General features: G+C 71.1%; 14 protein-coding genes. 9 read left to right on the top strand and 5 right to left on the bottom strand.

The features are described 5' to 3' along the window. Positions 1–207 precede the first annotated feature (207 nt). From ABQ271_RS02250 to ABQ271_RS02240, 3 genes are all read left to right on the top strand, one after another. Complete coding sequence (locus tag ABQ271_RS02250; protein ID WP_349309928.1) at positions 208–1242, top strand: LacI family DNA-binding transcriptional regulator; 1035 nt, start codon at positions 208–210, stop codon at positions 1240–1242. A gap of 163 nt (positions 1243–1405) precedes the next feature. After that, positions 1406–3883: an alpha/beta hydrolase-fold protein gene (locus tag ABQ271_RS02245; RefSeq protein ID WP_349309927.1), complete on the top strand. Its 2478-nt coding sequence runs from the start codon at positions 1406–1408 to the stop codon at positions 3881–3883. A gap of 52 nt (positions 3884–3935) precedes the next feature. After that, positions 3936–4979 carry an LLM class flavin-dependent oxidoreductase gene (locus ABQ271_RS02240; protein ID WP_349309926.1) on the top strand — a complete coding sequence of 348 codons (1044 nt, stop codon included), beginning with the start codon at positions 3936–3938 and terminating at the stop codon, positions 4977–4979. A 139-nt stretch (positions 4980–5118) separates the two neighbouring features. Here ABQ271_RS02240 and pheA read toward each other — a convergent pair whose 3' ends face one another. Then, positions 5119–6081: a prephenate dehydratase gene (gene pheA / locus ABQ271_RS02235; protein WP_349309925.1), complete on the bottom strand. Its 963-nt coding sequence runs from the start codon at positions 6079–6081 to the stop codon at positions 5119–5121. After that, on the bottom strand, positions 6078–7001 hold the full coding sequence (locus ABQ271_RS02230) for an EamA family transporter (RefSeq protein WP_349309924.1): 924 nt from the start codon (positions 6999–7001) through the stop codon (positions 6078–6080). The genes pheA and ABQ271_RS02230 overlap by 4 nt, the downstream gene beginning before the upstream one ends. 73 nt (positions 7002–7074) lie before the next feature. On the opposite strand from ABQ271_RS02230, the gene ABQ271_RS02225 reads away from it, so the two are divergent. From ABQ271_RS02225 to galE, 3 genes are all read left to right on the top strand, one after another. Further along, positions 7075–8010, top strand: coding sequence for a LysR family transcriptional regulator (locus ABQ271_RS02225; protein WP_349309923.1), 936 nt, complete (start codon positions 7075–7077; stop codon positions 8008–8010). Between the two features lie 63 nt (positions 8011–8073). Continuing rightward, a complete protein-coding gene (gene pgm, locus ABQ271_RS02220) occupies positions 8074–9714 on the top strand; it encodes a phosphoglucomutase (alpha-D-glucose-1,6-bisphosphate-dependent) (RefSeq protein ID WP_349309922.1) in 1641 nt (546 codons plus the stop codon). Between the two features lie 111 nt (positions 9715–9825). Then, positions 9826–10803, top strand: a complete 978-nt coding sequence (galE, locus tag ABQ271_RS02215) for a UDP-glucose 4-epimerase GalE (RefSeq protein WP_349309921.1) — start codon at positions 9826–9828, stop codon at positions 10801–10803. A 97-nt stretch (positions 10804–10900) separates the two neighbouring features. Here the strand turns inward: galE and ABQ271_RS02210 are convergent, their stop codons facing one another. Beyond that, positions 10901–11839 carry a LacI family DNA-binding transcriptional regulator gene (locus ABQ271_RS02210; protein WP_349310928.1) on the bottom strand — a complete coding sequence of 313 codons (939 nt, stop codon included), beginning with the start codon at positions 11837–11839 and terminating at the stop codon, positions 10901–10903. 120 nt (positions 11840–11959) lie between these two features. On the opposite strand from ABQ271_RS02210, the gene galT reads away from it, so the two are divergent. The 3 genes from galT (at position 11960) to ABQ271_RS02195 (ending at position 16067) form a co-directional block, all read left to right on the top strand. Further along, entirely contained in the window at positions 11960–13150 is a 1191-nt protein-coding gene (gene galT / locus ABQ271_RS02205; protein ID WP_349309920.1) for a galactose-1-phosphate uridylyltransferase, read from the top strand. After that, positions 13147–14325: a galactokinase gene (gene galK / locus ABQ271_RS02200; RefSeq protein WP_349309919.1), complete on the top strand. Its 1179-nt coding sequence runs from the start codon at positions 13147–13149 to the stop codon at positions 14323–14325. Before galT ends, galK begins: the two co-directional genes overlap by 4 nt. Positions 14326–14405: 80 nt before the next feature. After that, the gene (locus tag ABQ271_RS02195) at positions 14406–16067 is read left to right on the top strand and encodes an ABC transporter ATP-binding protein (protein WP_349309918.1); all 1662 of its coding nucleotides are present in this window, start codon (positions 14406–14408) and stop codon (positions 16065–16067) included. A 432-nt stretch (positions 16068–16499) separates the two neighbouring features. Here ABQ271_RS02195 and ABQ271_RS02190 read toward each other — a convergent pair whose 3' ends face one another. Together ABQ271_RS02190 and ABQ271_RS02185 are read right to left on the bottom strand one after the other, a co-directional pair. Beyond that, on the bottom strand, positions 16500–17459 hold the full coding sequence (locus tag ABQ271_RS02190) for an ABC transporter permease (protein WP_349309917.1): 960 nt from the start codon (positions 17457–17459) through the stop codon (positions 16500–16502). Continuing rightward, positions 17456–18460, bottom strand: coding sequence for an ABC transporter permease (locus tag ABQ271_RS02185; protein ID WP_349309916.1), 1005 nt, complete (start codon positions 18458–18460; stop codon positions 17456–17458). The genes ABQ271_RS02190 and ABQ271_RS02185 overlap by 4 nt, the downstream gene beginning before the upstream one ends. Positions 18461–18462: the final 2 nt, after the last annotated feature.

Here is an 18462-nt window from a genome sequence, read left to right as displayed (position 1 = left end):
TGAACGTGCACAGGATCGAGCGGTGTTCCTCCGCATTGAGTCTCTGTGAACGTGTACAGAGTAGGCAGAGCGAATCCTGGATGTCAATACGACCCCCCGCACACGCGGTCCTGGCCCGGAATCACGGGGCGCATCGGCATCCGACTTGCCTCGGCAGTCCGCAGAGATGGTGTGCAGCACATGTGTGCGTGCACATACGATGAACGCGTGAGCAGCGACCGCACGGATGTCATCGGCCGACGCCGTCGCGCAACGGTGAAAGACGTGGCGACCGAAGCCGGCGTCTCGCGCGGCACGGTCAGCCGCGTGCTGAACGGCCAGCCCTACGTCTCGGAAGAGGCCCGCGCGGCCATCGAGGCCGCCATCGCGAAGGTCGGGTTCGTCCCCAACCGTGCGGCCCGGAGCCTCGTCATGCAGAGCTCGCAGGCCATCGGGCTCATCGTCCACGAGCCGCACTCGCTCTTCGTCGAGGACCCGAACATCGGGTCGATCCTCCTGGGCGCGAACGCCGCCCTGTCGGAGGCCGACTACCAACTGTCCTTCATGATCGCCGACACCACGCGCGACATCGAACGCCTCGCGCGCTACCTGAGCGGCGGACTGATCGACGGCGTCATCATCGTCTCGGCCCGCGTGGGAGACCCCATCACGCGCGCGGTCGCCGATCTCGGCCTCCCCGCCGCCTTCGTCGGCCACCCCCGCGACATCGGCGACGCCGCCTATGTCGCGATCGACAACCGCGGAGCGGCACGCGAGATCACGAATCGCCTGATCGGAACGGGACGCGAGCGCATCGGGATGATCGCCTCGGCTCTCGATCGGGACTCGGGGTCGGACCGTCTCGCGGGATTCGTCGACGCCCTCGGCAGCCGCTTCGACCCGCAGCTCGTCGAACCCATCCCCCTCTACTCCTACTCCGACGGCCAGGCGGGCATGCGTGCACTGCTCGAACGTGCGCCCGACATCGACGGCGTCTTCGCCTCGAGCGATGCGGTGGCCGCCGGAGCGATGGACGTCCTCCAGGCAGCCGGGAAGATCGTGCCCGACGACGTCGGCATCGTCGGTTTCGACGACAGCTCGTGGGCCCTCCGCTGCGATCCCCCGCTCTCGACCGTCCACCAGCCGGCCGGCGAGCTCGGGCGCGCAGCGGCCGAATCGGTGCTGCGGCAGCTCCGCGGCGAAGCCCCCGGCACGAGCGGGCGCGTCCTCGACTGCCCCGTGGTCTGGCGCGCCTCCGCCTGACGCGTGCACGTATGCGCACGCCGCGCGTCCGTCGTTGACATTGTGCGCGGCACGGTGCGACTCTCTGTGTGCACGTTCACAGCACATTGCTCAGCGATTCCGTGAACGTGCACAGTCACAGTCGGGCAGCGACGCCCGGCATCCCACAAGGAAGTAGGAGTCCGTGAACCATCACGTTCCGAGGCGGCGCCTGGCCGCCATCACCGCAGTGGCCGCAGTCGCGGCATCCCTCTGCATCGCCGTCCCCGCCTCGGCTGCGCCGTCCGCGCCGACGACCGCCGTCAGCGCGAACTCCGCCGCCGCCGCAAACAGCGTCTCGCTCGATCTCGCGGGCACCTGGAAGTTCGCGAAGGGCGACGACCCGTCGTACGCCTCACCGGACTTCGACGACTCCGCCTGGCAGGACATCACGGTCCCCGGCGACGGCACCCCGTTCGCCGACTACGACGGCTTCGGCTGGTACCGCCTCACATTCACCCTCCCCGCAGGCGCCGAAGGCACGAACCTCGTGGCTTCGCTCGGGTTCCTCGACGACGTCGACGAGGCCTTCCTCAACGGCCAGCGCATCGGCGGGTCCGGCACCATGCCCCCTGCGGCGAGCAGCCAGTGGTTCGAGAAGCGCCTCTATCCCGTCCCGGCCGACGCCCCCAACTTCGGCGGCGAGAACACCCTCGCGGTGCGCCTCTACGACATGAACGGCGGCGGCGGCTGGTACGAGGGCCCCGTCGGGATCTACTCGAAGGATGCGGTCCGCGCCAATGTGTACGGCATCACCGGCGCCCGGGCGACGGCGGCGCAGTCCACCGCCGTCGCGAAGGTTCTCGAGACGCAGAAGAAGGCTCTCGCGGCCGGCGACGTCGACGCGTACCTGAAGACGCTCGACAAGGGCTACTTCCACGATGGCCGCTCGAAGGAGCGACGCGCCCGCGAGCTGCGCGACTGGATGAAGGAGTCGGGCAGCCTCACCCTCGCCGACAGCGAGGTCGAGGTCGTCACGGGCGAGAACGGCTCGCTCATCGTCGACACCAACCGGGCGATCACCGGCACGCGTGACGGCGAGCCGTACACGTACCAGCCCGCATCGCAGCAGTTCCTCCACATCGACGCCACGACGCTCCGCGAGACGGGCAACGACTCGCGCTTCTTCCGCGAGACGGTCGACTCCGACCTCGAGGGCCAGCCGCGCGAGTTCGCGACCTACCTGCCCCCGTCGTACCTGAGCCAGCCCGACCGCGAGTACCCCGTCGTGTACCTCCTGCACGGCATCAACGGCGGCAGCCGCGAGTGGGAGCCTCGCGACATCGACGACGTCCTCGACGGCCTCTGGAAGCAGGGTCTCGCCGAGTCCATCGTCATCATGCCCGACGGCGAATCGCTCTGGTACTCCGACCAGCCCGACGGCGGCACGCCGTGGCGCAGCATGTTCCTCACCGAGATGGTTCCCCTCGTCGACAAGGAGTACCGCACGCTCGAGGGCCGCGACTTCCGCGCCCTGACCGGCGTCTCGATGGGTGGCTTCGGCGCGTGGTCGCTCGGACTGTCGAACCCCGGCATGTTCTCCTCCATCGCCTCGCACATCGGCTCGCTGAGCTACTCCGGTTCGACGCTCCCGACCCCGCTCACGCAGGTCGACGGCCTGTCGACGAAGCAGCTGAAGAAGTTCGACTACTACTTCGACGCGTGCGAGTTCGACGAGTACCGCTTCGATGACGCCGCGCGGTCGATGGACACGAAGCTCACCGAGAAGGGCGTGCCCCACACGTGGGCCGTCTACCCCGAGGGCCGTCACAACGATGCCTGCTGGATGCCGCACCTGAAGGACTCGTTCGGCATGCACTCCTCGCACTTCCGCGACGCGGGCCTGCGGGAGGACTTCGTGAAGCCCGAGATCAGCGCCCCGGCATCCACCACCGTCCGCTTCGGCGCCCGGTTCGACGCCCTCGCCGGTGTCACGGCTCGCGACACCGTCGACGGCGACGTCACGGCATCGCTGAAGGTCCGCGGCACGGTCGACACCACGAAGCTCGGCACGTACACGCTCCGCTACGTCGCAACGGATGCCGCCGGCAACCGCGCCCGCGTCGACCGGGTCGTCACGGTGGCTCCCGCCGCCCTGACGGTCGGCACGCCGTCGATCAGCGGCACGGCCAAGGTCGGCTCCGCCCTCACGGCGAAGCCCGGCGCGTGGACGAAGGGCGCCGCCTTAACCTACCAGTGGATGCGGGACGGCGCACCGATCCGCGGCGCCGTGACCGCGACGCACCGGCTGACGGCGTCGGACGCGGGAGCGCGCATCTCGGTGCGCGTGACCGGCACCCTCACGGGGTACACGACCGCGGCGAAGACCTCGGCCGCGACCGCGAAGGTGGCCAAGGGTTCGCTGAGCGCGACGACCCCGAAGATCACGGGCAGCGCGAAGGTCAGCAAGACGCTGACCGCTCGCGCCGGCACGTGGACGGCGGGCACGCGGCTGTCGTACCAGTGGCTGAACGGCGGCAAGCCGATCTCGGGCGCGACGAAGGCGACGTACACGGTCGCCCGAGGCGACCGCGGTGACGCCCTGACGGTGCGGGTCACGGGCAGCCTCAGCGGCTACGAGACCACGAGCCGCACGTCCGGCGCAGTCCGTATCGCGCGCTGATCGCACGGCGGCGCGGAATGCGCCGCCGCCGGCCGGGGTTGCAGTTCTCGATATGAGCACCGCGACCCCGGCCCTTTCCGTTCTCGACCTCGTCCCCGTCCGCACGGGGCAGACCAGCAGCCAGGCGATCGCCGCCTCGATCGCCCTCGCGCAGCGCGCCGACGATCTCGGCTACCGGCGCTACTGGTTCGCGGAACACCACAACATGCCCGCGGTCGCCTCCACGACCCCTCCGGTGCTCATCGCCGCGACCGCTGCGCGGACCCGCCGCATCCGGGTCGGCTCCGGCGGCGTCATGCTGCCGAACCACTCTCCGCTCGTCGTGGCCGAGCAGTTCGCCGCCCTCGAGGCTCTGGCCCCCGGGCGCATCGACCTCGGCATCGGCCGCGCGCCGGGATCGGATCCCGTCATCACGCAGCTGCTCCGCCAGTCGGGCACGACGAGCGACGTCGAGCGCTTCCCGAACCACGTGACCGATATCCGCTCGCTCGTCTCGTCGGAGGGCGCGACGCTCCGCTTCACATCGGGTGGCACGTACAACGTGACCGCCACGCCCGCCGGGACGACCGTGCCCGAGGTCTGGCTGCTCGGATCGAGCGACTACTCGGCGCAGCTCGCCGCCGGAATGGGTCTGCCGTACGTCTTCGCGAACCACTTCTCGGGTGAAGGTCTCGAGCGCGCGCTCGACCTGTACCGCGGCCAGTTCCAGCCGTCCGAGACGCTCGCCGCTCCGCGCACCTTCGTGACCGCCAACGCCGTCGTCGCCGACACGGACGACGCGGCTCGCGCCGCCGCCCTGCCCCAGGCGCGCATGATGGCGCGGCTGCGCGGCGGCAAGCCCCTGACCGCGCTCGAGACGGTCGAGCAGGCGGCGGCAGCCGAGGCATCCGATTCCCTCGCCGCCCCCGTCTTCGACGCGATGATGTCGCGCTGGTTCGTGGGAACGGGTGCGGATGTCCGCGCCCGTCTCGCCGAGTTCGCCGCGAGCCACGGCGTCGACGAGATCATGGTGTCGCCGGTCTCCGGTGCGACCGAGGACGAGCCGATGGATGCCGCGCCGTCCCGCATCCGCACGCTGGAGCTGCTCGCGGCCTGAGTCCCGCCGCGGCCTCCGCTCCCCGAGGCGCTCCGGTCTCGGGCGCTCCCCGGCCCGTACTCCGGATGGGTCCCCCCTCAGCCGCCGTCGACTCGCTCGCACCCCGATCCTTCCGGAGAACGGGACGCCGGTTACGGGCTCAGGCCTCCGGTTCGCCCGAGACGAGGCCGCGCAGCCAGTCACGAGCCTCGACGAAGACCTCGTCGGAGTAGCGCTCGGGGTAGCGGACGATCGCGCGGTCGGCGCGCGGGTACGAGCCGAGATACAGCACGCGAGGCGAGAAGCGGCGAAGGCCCAGCAGGGCGTCGGCCATGCGCTCGTCCTCGATGTGCCCGTCGGCGTCGATGACGAACCGGTATCGGCCGAGCTCGTCGCCGATCGGCCGGGAGGCGAGCAGCGACAGGTTGATGCCGCGGGTCGCGAACTGCTCGAGCAGTTCGAGCAGGGCGCCCGGGTGGTCTTCGGGCAGCTCGACGATGAGCGAGGTCTTGTCGGCGCCGGTCGGGGCGGGCGGCGGGGCGGTGCGGCTCACGAGCACGAAGCGCGTCACGGCGTGGGCGTTGTCGCCGATCTTCTCGGCGAGCAGCTCGAGGTCATGCAGCTTGAGGATGCCGGGAGGGGCGATCGCGGCATCCGCGTCGATCACGCCGTCGACGATGCCGACGGCTGCGGCCACGTTGCTGGCCGCCGGGATGTGGGAGTGCTCGGGCAGCGCCCCGGTGAGCCACGTGAGGCACTGCGCGTAGGCGACGGGGTGCGCGGCGATGACCGAGACGTCCTCGAGGCGGACGCCGGGTTTCGCGACGAGCACGAACTCGACGGGGACGAGGTACTCCCCCACGATCCGCAGGCCCGGGACCGTCGCGAGGGCGTCCTGCGTGGTCGAGACGCCGCCGTCGACGGAGTTCTCGATGGCGATCATCGCGGCATCCGATCGTCCTTCGACGACGTCGGCGAGGGCTTCGCCGACGTTGCGGACGGGACGCCAGTTCTGGTCGCGTGCTTCGGGGACCTGCGCGAGAGCGGCCTCCGTGAAGGTTCCGGCGGGGCCGAGGAAGCTGTACGTGCGACGGGTGGGGGCGGCCAGGGGCTCGGATGTCACGCGGACAGCCTAGTGGTCACCCCCATGGGCTCGACCGCGCGCGGTGCCGGCTGTCGACGACGGATGCCGCTCACCAGCACTCCTGCAACCAGCACCGCTCCGCCGACCACCTCTCCGACGCTCGGCGCCTCGCCGAGCAGCAGCGCCGCCGACGCCATCGCGACGACGGGCGCGAGGAGGATCCACGGGACGACGGCGGCCGACGGGTTGCGGCCGAGCAGCCCGTTGAACACCGCGTAGGCGAACAGGGTGCAGAGCCCCGCCGTGTAGAGGGTCGAGACGACCGCCTGCGGACCGATCGCGGCGACCCCCGCCCCGATCGCGGCAGGTCCGTCGATCACGAACGACAGCGCGAGCGCGGGCACCGGGACGACGAGCGACGACCAGACCGTCAGCGACAGCGTGCCGCCGCGTCCGACCCCGGTGACCACTCCCGCGCGGCGCGAGATGACGTTGCCGACCGCCCACGACAGCGCAGCGGCGAGAGCGAGGCAGACGGCGATGACCGGGGCATCCCCGCCACGGAACACGGCGACGACCGCGAGCCCGATGACACCGAGGCTCACGCCGGCCACCTGCATGGCCGAGGGGCGCTCACGCAGCGCGACAGCCGCCAACACGATCGTGAACACCGCCTGCGCCTGCATGAGGAGCGCGGCGAGCCCGGGGCTGAGCCCCAGCGCGAGCGACGTGTAGAGGAGCGCGAACTGTCCGAGGCTCATGAACAGACCGACCCCGACGATCACGCGCCACCCGGTCTGCGGCCGGGGAACGACGACGACGGCGAGTGCGACGACTGCGAACCGGATCGCGGCGAACAGCAGGGGCGGGATGCCGCTCATCCCCCAGTCGATGACGACGAAGTTCAGCCCCCAGAGCGAGGCGACGAGGGCGGCGAGAAGCATGTCACGGCGGGTCACGTGTCCAGTTGAGCCCGCGGCATCCATGAAGGACAAGCGATCATTCTGCGGTGGAAATCGGTAGCATCGCTTCATGATCGATCTGGAGGCCGTCGTCTCGCTCCGCACCGTCGCGACGGAAGGAAGCGTCGCCGCAGCCGCCGCCGCGCTCGGCTTCACCCCGTCAGCCGTCTCGCAGCAGATCAAGCGGCTCGAGCGCGACACCGGCGTGGCCCTCCTCGAACGGGTCGGCCGGGGTGTCGTCCTCACCGAGTCGGCCACCCGGCTCGTCGTCTCCGCGACGCCGATCCTCGCCGACCTCGAGCGCGTGCGCGCCGACCTCCACGGCGGCGGCGAACCCGACCGGGTCGCGGGCGAGATCCGCATCGGGGCGTTCTCGACCGTCGTCCGCGGGGTCATGGTCCCCGTCGTCGCAGACCTCGGCCTGCGGCACCCGGAACTGCGCGTGCCGATTCGCGAGAGCGAGCCGTGGGAGACCGTCGCCCTCGTCGCATCGGGGCAACGGGACCTCGGCATCGTCCACCGCTGGGGTAACGTCGCGCTCGCGATCCCCGACCACCTGGTGTCGACGCCCCTGTTCACGGATGTCGCCGACGTGATCCTCCACCGCGATCACCCGCTCGCGGACCGCAGCGAGCTCCGCCCCGAGGACATCGGCGGCGAGCCGTGGGTCGCGACGTTCGAGTCGACGATCTGCCGACAGTGGCTGCGGCGCTTGTTCGACGGCGTGGGCGGGGCGCCCCGCATCATCCACGAGTCGATGGAGTTCGAGAACCATCTCGAGATCGCCCGGGCCGGCATCGCCGTCGCCCTCGTGCCTCGCCTCGGACGGCCACCCCTGGGGCCCGACCTCGTGGCGATCCCGACGGTCTCACCCGAATCGATCCGCGAGATCTCCGCGATCCACCGGCGGACGATGTCGGACTCACCCGCCCTCCGGACGGTGCTCGACGCGCTGGCCCAGCATGCGGAGCGCATGGCGACCGACGCCGGTCGCCTCCCCGCCTGACAGCCCGATGCGGATCCGCGACACGCAGGCACCCCCGCCGGTGTTCCCTGGCAGACTGGGCGAATGAGCCGCGCAGGACAGTCAGCCGAAGCCTCTGATCTCATCGATGTGGACGCGCTGATCAGCGCGTACTACGACCTGAAGCCCGACCCATCCGTCGCCGGACAGCGGGTCGCGTTCGGCACGAGCGGTCACCGCGGCTCGTCGCTGTCGCGGAGCTTCAACGAGGACCACATCCTCGCCACGACCCAGGCGATCGTCGACTACCGGACGGCGCAGGGCATCTCGGGCCCGCTGTTCCTCGGGCGCGACACGCACGGCCTGTCGCTGCCGGCCGAGCACACCGCGATCGAGGTCCTCGTCGCGAACGGCGTCGACGTCCGCGTCGACAGCCGCGACTCGTGGGTCCCGACGCCGGCTCTCAGCCACGCGATCCTCACCTACAACAAGGGCCGCACCGAATCGGATGCCGGTCGCGCCGACGGCATCGTCGTGACGCCCTCCCACAACCCGCCGCGCGACGGCGGCTTCAAGTACAACCCACCGCACGGCGGCCCGGCCGACACCGACGCGACCGGGTGGATCGCCGACCGCGCGAACGCGCTCATCGAAGCCGGCCTCGAGGGTGTGAAGCGCGTCCGTCACGCCGACATCGACGACGCCACGCTCGGCGAGTACGACTTCCGCGAAGGCTACGTCGCCGACCTGGCCTCGATCATCGACGTCGAGGCGATCGCGCGTTCGGGCGTCCGAATCGGCGCCGACCCGCTCGGCGGGGCGTCGGTCGAGTACTGGGCTCTCATCGGCGAGCGCTACGGCCTCGACCTCACCGTCGTGAACCCCGAGGTCGACCCGACCTGGAAGTTCATGACGCTCGACTGGGACGAGAAGATCCGCATGGATCCGTCGTCGCCGTCGGCGATGGCCTCGCTCGTCGCCCGTCGCGCCGAGTTCGACATCCTCACGGGCAACGACGCCGACGCCGACCGGCACGGCATCGTCACGCCCGACGCGGGCCTCATGAACCCGAACCACTTCCTCGCCGTCGCGATCGACTACCTGTACTCGCACCGCGAGAACTGGCCGGCGGATGCCGCGATCGGCAAGACGCTCGTCTCGTCGATGATCATCGACCGGGTCGCGGCATCCCTCGGCCGGACCCTGCTCGAGGTGCCGGTCGGCTTCAAGTGGTTCGTGCCGGGCCTGCTCGACGGCTCCGTCGCCTTCGGCGGCGAGGAGTCCGCGGGCGCCTCGTTCCTCCGCACGGACGGCACCGTCTGGACGACCGACAAGGACGGCATCCTCCTCTGCCTGCTCGCCGCCGAGATCCTCGCCGTCACGGGCAAGACCCCCTCGCAGCGCTACGCCGAGCTCGAGTCCGAGTTCGGGGCATCCGCGTATCAGCGCGTCGACGCCCCCGCCTCTCCCGAGCAGAAGGCGGCGCTGTCGAAGCTGTCGGGCGACGCCGTGTCGGCGAGCGAGCTCGCCGGCGACCCCGTCACCGCGAAGCTGTCGCACGCGCCGGGCAACGGGGCCGCGATCGGCGGACTCAAGGTGCAGACCGAGTTCGCCTGGTTCGCCGCACGTCCCTCGGGCACCGAGGACGTGTACAAGCTGTACGCCGAGAGCCTCAAGGGACCCGAGCACCTCGCGCAGGTGCAGGAGGAAGCGCGGAAGGTCGTCGCGGCAGCGCTGGGCTCCTAAGGCCGCGGGCGCTGGGTTCCTAGGGCCGCGGGCGCTGGGTTCCTCGTGCCGCGGGCGCTGGGGTCCTGACCCCGTCGGAGCCGTCGGTCCCGCGCCAGTAGGCTCGGGACCATGAGTTGGCTCGTCACCGGAGGCGCCGGGTACATCGGCGCGCACATCGTCCGCGCTCTCGCCGAGGCGGGTCTCGACCCCGTCGTCCTCGACGATCTGTCGAGCGGCCACGCGTCGTTCGTTCCCGAGGGCGTGCCGTTCGTCCAGGGCACGATCCTCGATCAGCAGCTCGTCGCGGACACCCTCCGCGAGCACGGCGCCGAGGGCGTCATCCACGTCGCCGGCTTCAAGTACGCGGGAGTCTCGGTGCAGCGCCCGCTCCACACCTACGAGCAGAACGTCGAGGGCACGCGCGTCGTCCTCGCGGCGATGGCGGATGCCGGGGTCACGAACATCGTGTTCTCCTCCAGCGCCGCCGTGTACGGCACTCCCGACGTGCCGCTCGTGACCGAGGACCTGCCCAAGCGCCCCGCTTCGCCATACGGCGAGTCGAAGCTCATCGGCGAATGGCTGATCGCCGCCCAGGGCGTCGCGACCGCGGCATCCGATGCGCCGCTTCGCCACACGGCACTGCGCTACTTCAACGTCGTCGGCTCGGGCGACCCGTCTGTCTACGACACGAGCCCCCACAACCTGTTCCCGATCGTGTTCGAGATGCTGATCGAGGGCAAGACGCCGCGCATCAACGGCGACGACTACGCCACCCCCGACGGCACGAACGTCCGCGATTACGTGCACGTCGCCGACATCGCCGCCGCGCACGTCGTCGCCGCACAGCGCCTGCGCGCCGGTGAGAGCGTCGAGCCGGCCTACAACCTGGGGTCGCAGAACGGTCTGTCGGTCCGCGAGATCATGGATGCTGTCGCCCGGGTCACGGGCACCGATTTCACGCCCGAGATCGCGCCGCGCCGCGCGGGCGACCCCGATCGCATCGTCGCCACCGGCGAGCTCGCCGCCCGCGACCTCGACTGGCAGATGCGCTACAGCCTCGACGAGATGGTCCGCACCGGCTGGGACGCCCGCCGGAACGCCGGCTGAGCCGTCGCGCCGACCCCACCTGCTCGAACCGAACCCACCCTCTGCGCACCGCGCGGACAGGGTGGGTTCGGTCGTTTCGGGTGGGTTCGCGCGCGCGTCAGCCCGACGCGCGCGCGACGAGCGTGGTCGGGACGAGCGTGCGCGTGGGGGGTGCGCCGTCGAGCGTCGCGGCGAGGGCGGCGACGGCGGCTTCGCCCAGCGCGGCGAAGTCCTGCCGGACGGTGGTGAGCGGGGGGCGGTAGTCGGCGGCATCCGCGACGTCGTCGAAGCCGATGACGGCGACGTCGTCTCGGCCCGCCTCGGCGAGCGCGCGCAGCACGCCGAGCGCCATCTGGTCGTTCGCCGCGAACACGGCGTCCACGTCGGGATCCGCGGCGAGGCGCAGGCCCGCCGCATGACCGGATGCCGCGCCCCAGTCCCCGCGCAGCGGTTCCGGCACGGGGGCGCCGTCGTGCGCCGCGCGCCACCCGCGCTCGCGCTCCGTCGCCGCGTACGAGCCGGCCGGTCCGGCGACGTGCGCGATCGTGCGGCGCCCGGCATCCCGCAGCCGACGCGTGGCCGCCTCGGCGCCACCCGCATGATCGGACTGGACTGTCGCGAACGCTCCTCCTGGCGAGTCGACGGCGACGAGAGCAAGACCCTCGGGCGGGGTGACCCCTTCGGCGATCGCCGTGGCCTCGTTGAGCACGATCGCGCCGTCCACGCCGAGGTCGTGCAGGCGGTCGAAGGCGGCGGCGATGTCGGCCCGCTCGGCGAGGGCGACGAGGGTGACCGCGAGTTCGCGGTGGGCCGCAGCGGATGCCACGGCCTCCAGCATCCGCGAATTGCCGACCGTCGCGAGGGTCGCCACGATCACGCCGATCGTGCCCGATCGCCCGGTGCGGAGGGCGCGGGCGGCGCGGTGGGGACGGTAGCCGAGGTCGGCCATCGCCGTCTCGATGCGGGCGCGGGTGTCGGGATCAACGCGCGGGCTGCCGTTGACGACGCGCGACACGGTCTGGCCGGAGACACCGGCAGCCGCGGCCACGTCGGCCATAGAGACGCGTCGCTGCACGGCATCCTCTCTGCCCCCGGATCCCGTCCCGCGGATGCGGACCCATCTCCGGAAGCTTCCGCGATGTTGACGCTAACATAGCGGCTCGGCTACCGTGTTGACGTGAACACACCGGAGAACGGCACGCCGACCCACACCGCCGCTGAGACGAGCGAGCTCGGTGCGGGCGTCGTCAAGCGGAGCACGCGCCTGGCCGACGGTCGCGAGCTGATCTACTTCGACGACCCCGGCACGACGCTCGGACCCGACCGCGCCGCCGACACCCGTGATCTCGGCGCACGGCCTGAGACGGCCACGATGCGCCAGGACATCCTGACCGGCGACTGGGTCTCGGTCGCCGCGGCCCGCCAGAACCGCGCCTTCCTGCCGCCCGCCGAACTCGACCCCCTGGCTCCGCAGACGGCCACCAACCCCTCCGAGATCCCGTCGGTCTACGACGTCGCCGTCTTCGAGAACAAGTCGCCGTCGTTCGGCCCCGCCCTCGCAGCCGCGGTCGGCGACGCCCCCGAAGCGGTCGATGCGCCCCGCGGGCTCGAGGACCTCGCCCACCTCGGCCTCGGTCGCACCCGCACGAGCGTCGGCCGCACCGAGGTCGTCTGCTTCTCGCCCGAGCGCACCGGCTCGTTCGGCACGCAGACCGTCACCCGCGCCCGCACCGTCATCGAGGCGTGGGCCGACCGCACCGCGGCCCTGTCGGCGCTCCCCGGCATCGAGCAGGTCTTCCCGTTCGAGAACCGCGGCGAGGCGATCGGCGTCACGCTGCAGCATCCGCACGGCCAGATCTACGCCTACCCGTACGTCACGCCGCGGACGACGCGTCTGCTCGACTCGATCGACCGGACGGCCCCCGATCTGTTCCAGCGGATCCTCGAGTTCGAGCAGGCCGGTCCCCGCGTGCTGCTGCGCGGTGAGCACTTCACCGCGTTCGTGCCGTTCGCCGCGCGCTGGCCGCTCGAAATCCACCTGCTCCCCCACCGCCACGTCGCCGACTTCGCCGGACTCTCCGACCCCGAGAAGGACGAGCTCGCGCCGATGTACCTGCGGATCCTCCGCGGCGTCGACGCCCTCTACGAGTCCGAGACGCCGTACATCGCCGCCTGGCACCAGGCGCCCGTGAACGTCGGCCGCGACACCGTGCGCCTGAGCCTCCAGCTCACCAGCCCCCGACGCGCCGCCGACAAGCTCAAGTTCCTCGCCGGATCCGAGGCCGCCATGGGCGCCTGGATCGGCGACGTCCCCCCGGAGGACGCCGCGACGCGCCTCCGCACCGCCATCGAAGGAGTCACCCTGTGACCGCTGCCGACGAGGCCCAGGGCCTCTTCTCCACCCTCACCGACTCCGACCCCGTCGGCCTCTGGTCTGCGCCCGGCCGCGTCAACCTGATCGGCGAGCACACCGACTACAACGACGGGTTCGTCTTCCCGTTCGCAACGCCGCACCGCACGCACGTCGCGCTCGGCCGCCGCACGGACGGCCGCATCCGCGTCGTGTCGACGTTCGACACCGCGCCGGTCGAGGTCGCCCTCGCCGACCTCGACGCGTTCTTCCCCGAGCGTCGCGACGAGATCGTCGAGTGGGCCCGTTACCCGCTCGGTGTCGCCTGGGCGCTGCTGCAGGCCTCCGGGACGGATGCGGCATCCGTCACCGGGATCGACCTCGCCTTCGCGTCGGACGTGCCCGTCGGCGCCGGCCTGTCGTCGTCGGCGGCCATCGAAGGCGCGACGGGTTCGGCACTGAACGACGTGTGGGAGCTCGGCCTCGACCGCATCGCGCTCGCGCAGGCGGGACGCCGCGCCGAGAACGAGGCCGTCGGAGCCCCGACCGGGATCATGGACCAGATGGCGTCGATGCTGGGCGAGACGGATGCCGGGACCTTCCTCGATTGCCGGAGCCTCGACGCCCAGGTGGTCGAACTCGGCTTCGACGCTGCCGGCCTCGAGCTCATGGTGATCGACACCCGCGTGGCTCACGCGCACTCGACCGGCGGCTACGGCGAGCGCCGCGCGGCGTGCGAGCGCGGCGCCGCGGCGATGAACGTGCCGGCGCTCCGCGACGTGCGCGTCGACCAGCTGCCCCGCGTCGAAGAGCTCGTCGACGAGAAGACCTACCGCCGCGTGCGCCACGTCGTGACCGAGAATCAGCGCGTGCTCGACACCGTCCGCACCCTCCGCGAGAAGGGCCCGCGCGCGATCGGCGACCTGCTGTACGCCTCGCACGCCTCGATGCGCGACGACTTCGAGATCTCGGTGCCCGAACTCGACCTCGCCGTCGAGACCGCGCGCGAGAACGGCGCCATCGGAGCTCGCATGACCGGCGGCGGATTCGGCGGCTCGGCGATCGCGCTGATCGATCGCGACGCCGTGCCCGCGGTGCGCGAGGCGATGCTCGCCGCCTTCGCGGCAGCGGGCCACACGGAGCCGCACGTGTTCACGGTCCGGCCCTCCCAAGGAGCCCGCCGCGACGCCTGAGTCCACCCGGGGCGTTACGGCTGGGTAAAGCCGGGCGATCCACCCGTGCGCAGGCGGCGGGCGGAGGGCAGGATGGGGGAATGCCCTTCCAGACCTCCCCCGCCGCCGGCGCGCCCCTCCTGCAGGTCCGCGACCTCGCCGTCGAGTTCCAGACCATCGACGGTTCCGTGCGGGCGGTCGAGGGCGTCGACCTCGACCTCGCCGCCGGTGAGACGGTCGCGATCGTCGGCGAGTCCGGCTCGGGCAAGTCGACGACGGCGATGGCGGTGATCGGCCTGCTGGCCGGCAACGGCCGCGTCGCGCAGGGCAGCATCCGTCTCGACGGTCAAGAGCTCGTGGGCGCCTCCGAGTCGACGATGCGCAGCATCCGCGGTGCGCAGATCGGACTCGTCCCGCAGGACCCGATGTCGAACCTCAACCCGACGTCGAAGATCGGCACGCAGGTCGGCGAGACCCTGCTCGCCCACGGCCTGGCGACGAAGAAGGACGTCGACCGCAAGGTCGTCGAGACCCTCGCCGCCGCGGGTCTGCCGAACGCCGAGGAGCGGGCGAAGCAGTACCCGCACGAGTTCTCGGGCGGCATGCGCCAGCGCGCGCTCATCGCGATCGGCCTCGCCTGCAACCCGCGCCTGCTGATCGCCGACGAGCCCACGAGCGCCCTCGACGTGACCGTGCAGAAGACGATCCTCGACCAGCTCGGCCGCATGACCACCGAGCTCGGCACCTCCGTGCTCCTCATCACGCACGACCTCGGGCTCGCCGCCGAACGCGCCGCGCGCGTCGTCGTCATGCACCGCGGGCGCATCGTCGAGCAGGGCCCGGCCCGGCAGATCCTCGAGGACCCGCAGCATCCCTACACGCAGTCCCTCGTGCAGGCGGCGCCCTCGGTCGCCGTCGCACGGTTGCGGCCCGAGGCGTTCAGCGCGCCGGTTGCGGATGCCGCGCCGAAGCCCGTCGACAACATCGTCGAGGTCGAGGGACTCACCAAGCTCTACAAGGTGCGAGGTCAGAAGGAGGACTTCGCCGCCGTCAAGGACGTGTCGTTCGCCATCCCGCGCGGGGAGACCGTCGCGATCGTCGGCGAGTCCGGTTCGGGCAAGACGACGACGGCACGGATGCTGCTGAAGGTCGTCGACCCGACGGAGGGCAAGATCCGCTTCGACGGTGCGGATGTGGCATCCCTCAAGGGCCGTCAGCTGCGGGAGTTCCGTCAGAAGGTGCAACCGATCTTCCAGGACCCGTACTCGTCGCTGAACCCGATGTTCACGATCGAGCGGATCGTGCAGGAGCCGCTCGACTTCTACAACCGCGGGTCGGCGAAGGACCGGGCGGCGCGGGTGCGGAAGCTGCTCGACGACGTCGCCCTGCCCGAATCGACGCTGCGGCGTTACCCGTCGGAGCTGTCGGGCGGTCAGCGGCAGCGCGTCGCGATCGCGCGCGCCCTCGCCCTGTCCCCGGATCTCATCGTCTGCGACGAGCCCGTGTCGGCGCTCGACGTGCTCGTGCAGGACCAGATCCTGACGCTCCTGCGCGACCTGCAGAGCGAGTACGGCCTCAGCTACCTGTTCATCTCGCACGACCTCGCCGTCGTCCGCCTCATCAGCGACTACGTCTGCGTGATGAAGGACGGGGCGCTCATCGAAGCCGCCTCGAGCGAGGAGATCTTCACGAACCCGCGCGACCCGTACACGCGGAACCTCCTCGCCTCGATCCCCGGCAACGAGCTCGACATCGCCGTCTGAGAGCGGCTGGGCTTCCGCAGTCGCAAGCACGGGGCGGCACGTCGCGACAGGCGAGCACGGATGCCGGCCGCCGCATCCCATTCCCCTGTCACAAACGGCGACCCCGCACGGCGTGTTGCGACAGGCGAGCCCGGATGCGGGGCGCCGCACCTGCTTCCCCTGTCGCAAACGGCAACCCCGCACGGCGTGTTGTGACAGGTGAGCCCGGATGCCGGGCGCGGCCCTGCCGCCGGGCGCGGCCCTGCCGCCGGGCGCGGCCCTGCCGCCGGGCGCCCATCCCATTCCCCTGTCACAAACGGCAACCCCGCACGGCATGTTGCGACAGGCGAGCCCGGATGCTGCTCGCCGCACCTGCTTCCCCTGTCGCAAACGGCAACCCCGCACGGCATGTTGTGACAGGCGAGCGAGGATGCGGGGAGAGAGTCCCCGAGGTCAGCGGCTGCGGGTGCGCGGGTCCATCGACTCGCGGAGCGCCTCACCGAAGAGGGTGAACCCGAGGGCCGTGATGGCGATGCAGATGCCGGGCAGGAACGCGAGCCACGGAGCGATGGCGAGTTCCGCCTGCGCGTAGGTGAGCATGCGGCCCCACTCCGCGGTCTCGGGGCGTCCGCCGCCGAGCCCGAGGAACGACAGCGCGGCGGCGTCGATGACGGCCGTCGCGAGCGACAGCGTGCCCTGCACGATGACCGGTCCGACCGCGTTCGGCAGGACGTGGGTCATCGTGATGCGCCCGCGGCCGAGGCCGAGGGTCTGCGCCGACAGGACGTAGTCCGCCGAGCGCTGCTGCAGCATCGAGGCGCGGAGGAGGCGCGCGAAGATCGGCACCTGCGCGACACCGATGGCGATCATGACCGAGTTCTGGTTCTGACCGAGGATCGCGGCGATCGAGACCGCGAGGAGCAGGCTCGGCACCGACAGCAGGATGTCGACGAGGCGCATGATGAGGGTGTCGACCCAGCCGCCGAACGTGCCGGCGACGAGGCCCAGCAGCATCCCGCCGATGAGGCCGTAGGCCGTCGAGACGACACCGATGAGCAGCGACGACTGCGCACCCCAGATGAGCTTCGAGACCACGTCGCCGCCGAAGCGGTCGAGACCGAGCGGGAACGAGGCGATCTCGCCTGGCCCGGGGATGTACGTGGGCGTGATGTCGCGAGCACCCGGCAGGGCGGTCTCGGGGTACGGCGCGAGCAGCGGTGCGAGGAGCGCCACGAGCACGAACAGCAGGACGATGGCGAGACCCACCCACGCGGTGGGGCTGCGGCGGAGGCGCCGGAAGACGTCGTGCCAGAAGCCGCCGCGCGGGGCGCCGGCGGATCCGGCCTTGAGGTCGACCGCCGTCGCGTCGTCGGCGGGGCTGCCGCCGGCAGCGGGGGGAAGGACGGTGCTCATGAGACCCTCACTCTCGGGTCGATCAGGCTGTACGAGACGTCGACGAGCAGGTTGATGAGCGCGTAGACGATCGCGATGAAGATGATGAAGCCCTGCAGGACGGGGAAGTCGCGGTTGAAGATCGCCCCGGAAAGGAACGAGCCGATGCCGGGGAAGGCGAAGACCGTCTCGGTGAGGATCGCGCCCGACAGCAGCAGTCCCGCCTGCAGGCCGATCGTGGTGATGACCGGCAGCATCGCGTTCCGCAGGATGAACCGGTTGCGCAGCAGCGAGCCGGGCACGCCCTTGGCCTTGCCGGTGCGCACGTAGTCGGCGTTCTGCACTTCGAGGACGGATGCCCGGGTGATGCGCACGATGATCGCGAGAGGGATCGTGCCGAGCGCGACGGCGGGGAGGATCAGGTGCAGCAGGGCATCCCACGCGGCGTCGAACTCTCCGGTGATGAGGCCGTCGAGCACATAGAAGTTCGTGTAGTGCGTCGCCTCGATGCGCGGATTCTGCCGACCGTCCGACGGGAGCCAGCCGAGCTGGACCGCGAACACGTATTTCAGGATGAAGGCCAGGAAGAAGACCGGCACGACGATCCCGAGCAGGCTGAAGACGACAGCGGTGCTGTCGGCCGCTTTGCCGTGTCGGCGCGCGGCCCAGTAGCCGAGCGGAACACCGATACCGACGGCGATGATGAGCGCCGCGATCGACAGCTCGATGGTCGCCGGGAAGCGGCGGAGGAACTCGTCGAGGACGGGCTGGCTAGTGCGCAGAGACGTGCCGAAGTCACCCGAGAGCAGGCGTCCGATCCACGTGAAGTACTGCTCGATCAGGGGACGGTTGAAGCCATAGAGCTCGTTGATCCGAGCGACGGCTTCGGGGGTCGCCTTCTCGCCGAGGAGCGCCTGGGCGGGGCCGCCGGGGAGGGTTCTCACCCACCAGAAGAGCAGGATGCTCAGGCCGAGGAGGGTGGGGATCAGCAGCAGGAGCCTTTTGCCGATGGTTCGCAGCACGG

The organism is Microbacterium sp. MM2322 (assembly GCF_964186585.1).
Taxonomy (GTDB): Bacteria; Actinomycetota; Actinomycetes; order Actinomycetales; family Microbacteriaceae; genus Microbacterium.
The sequence above is the reverse complement of the archived record's forward strand: the minus strand, read 5'-3'. Positions and strand labels throughout refer to the sequence as shown.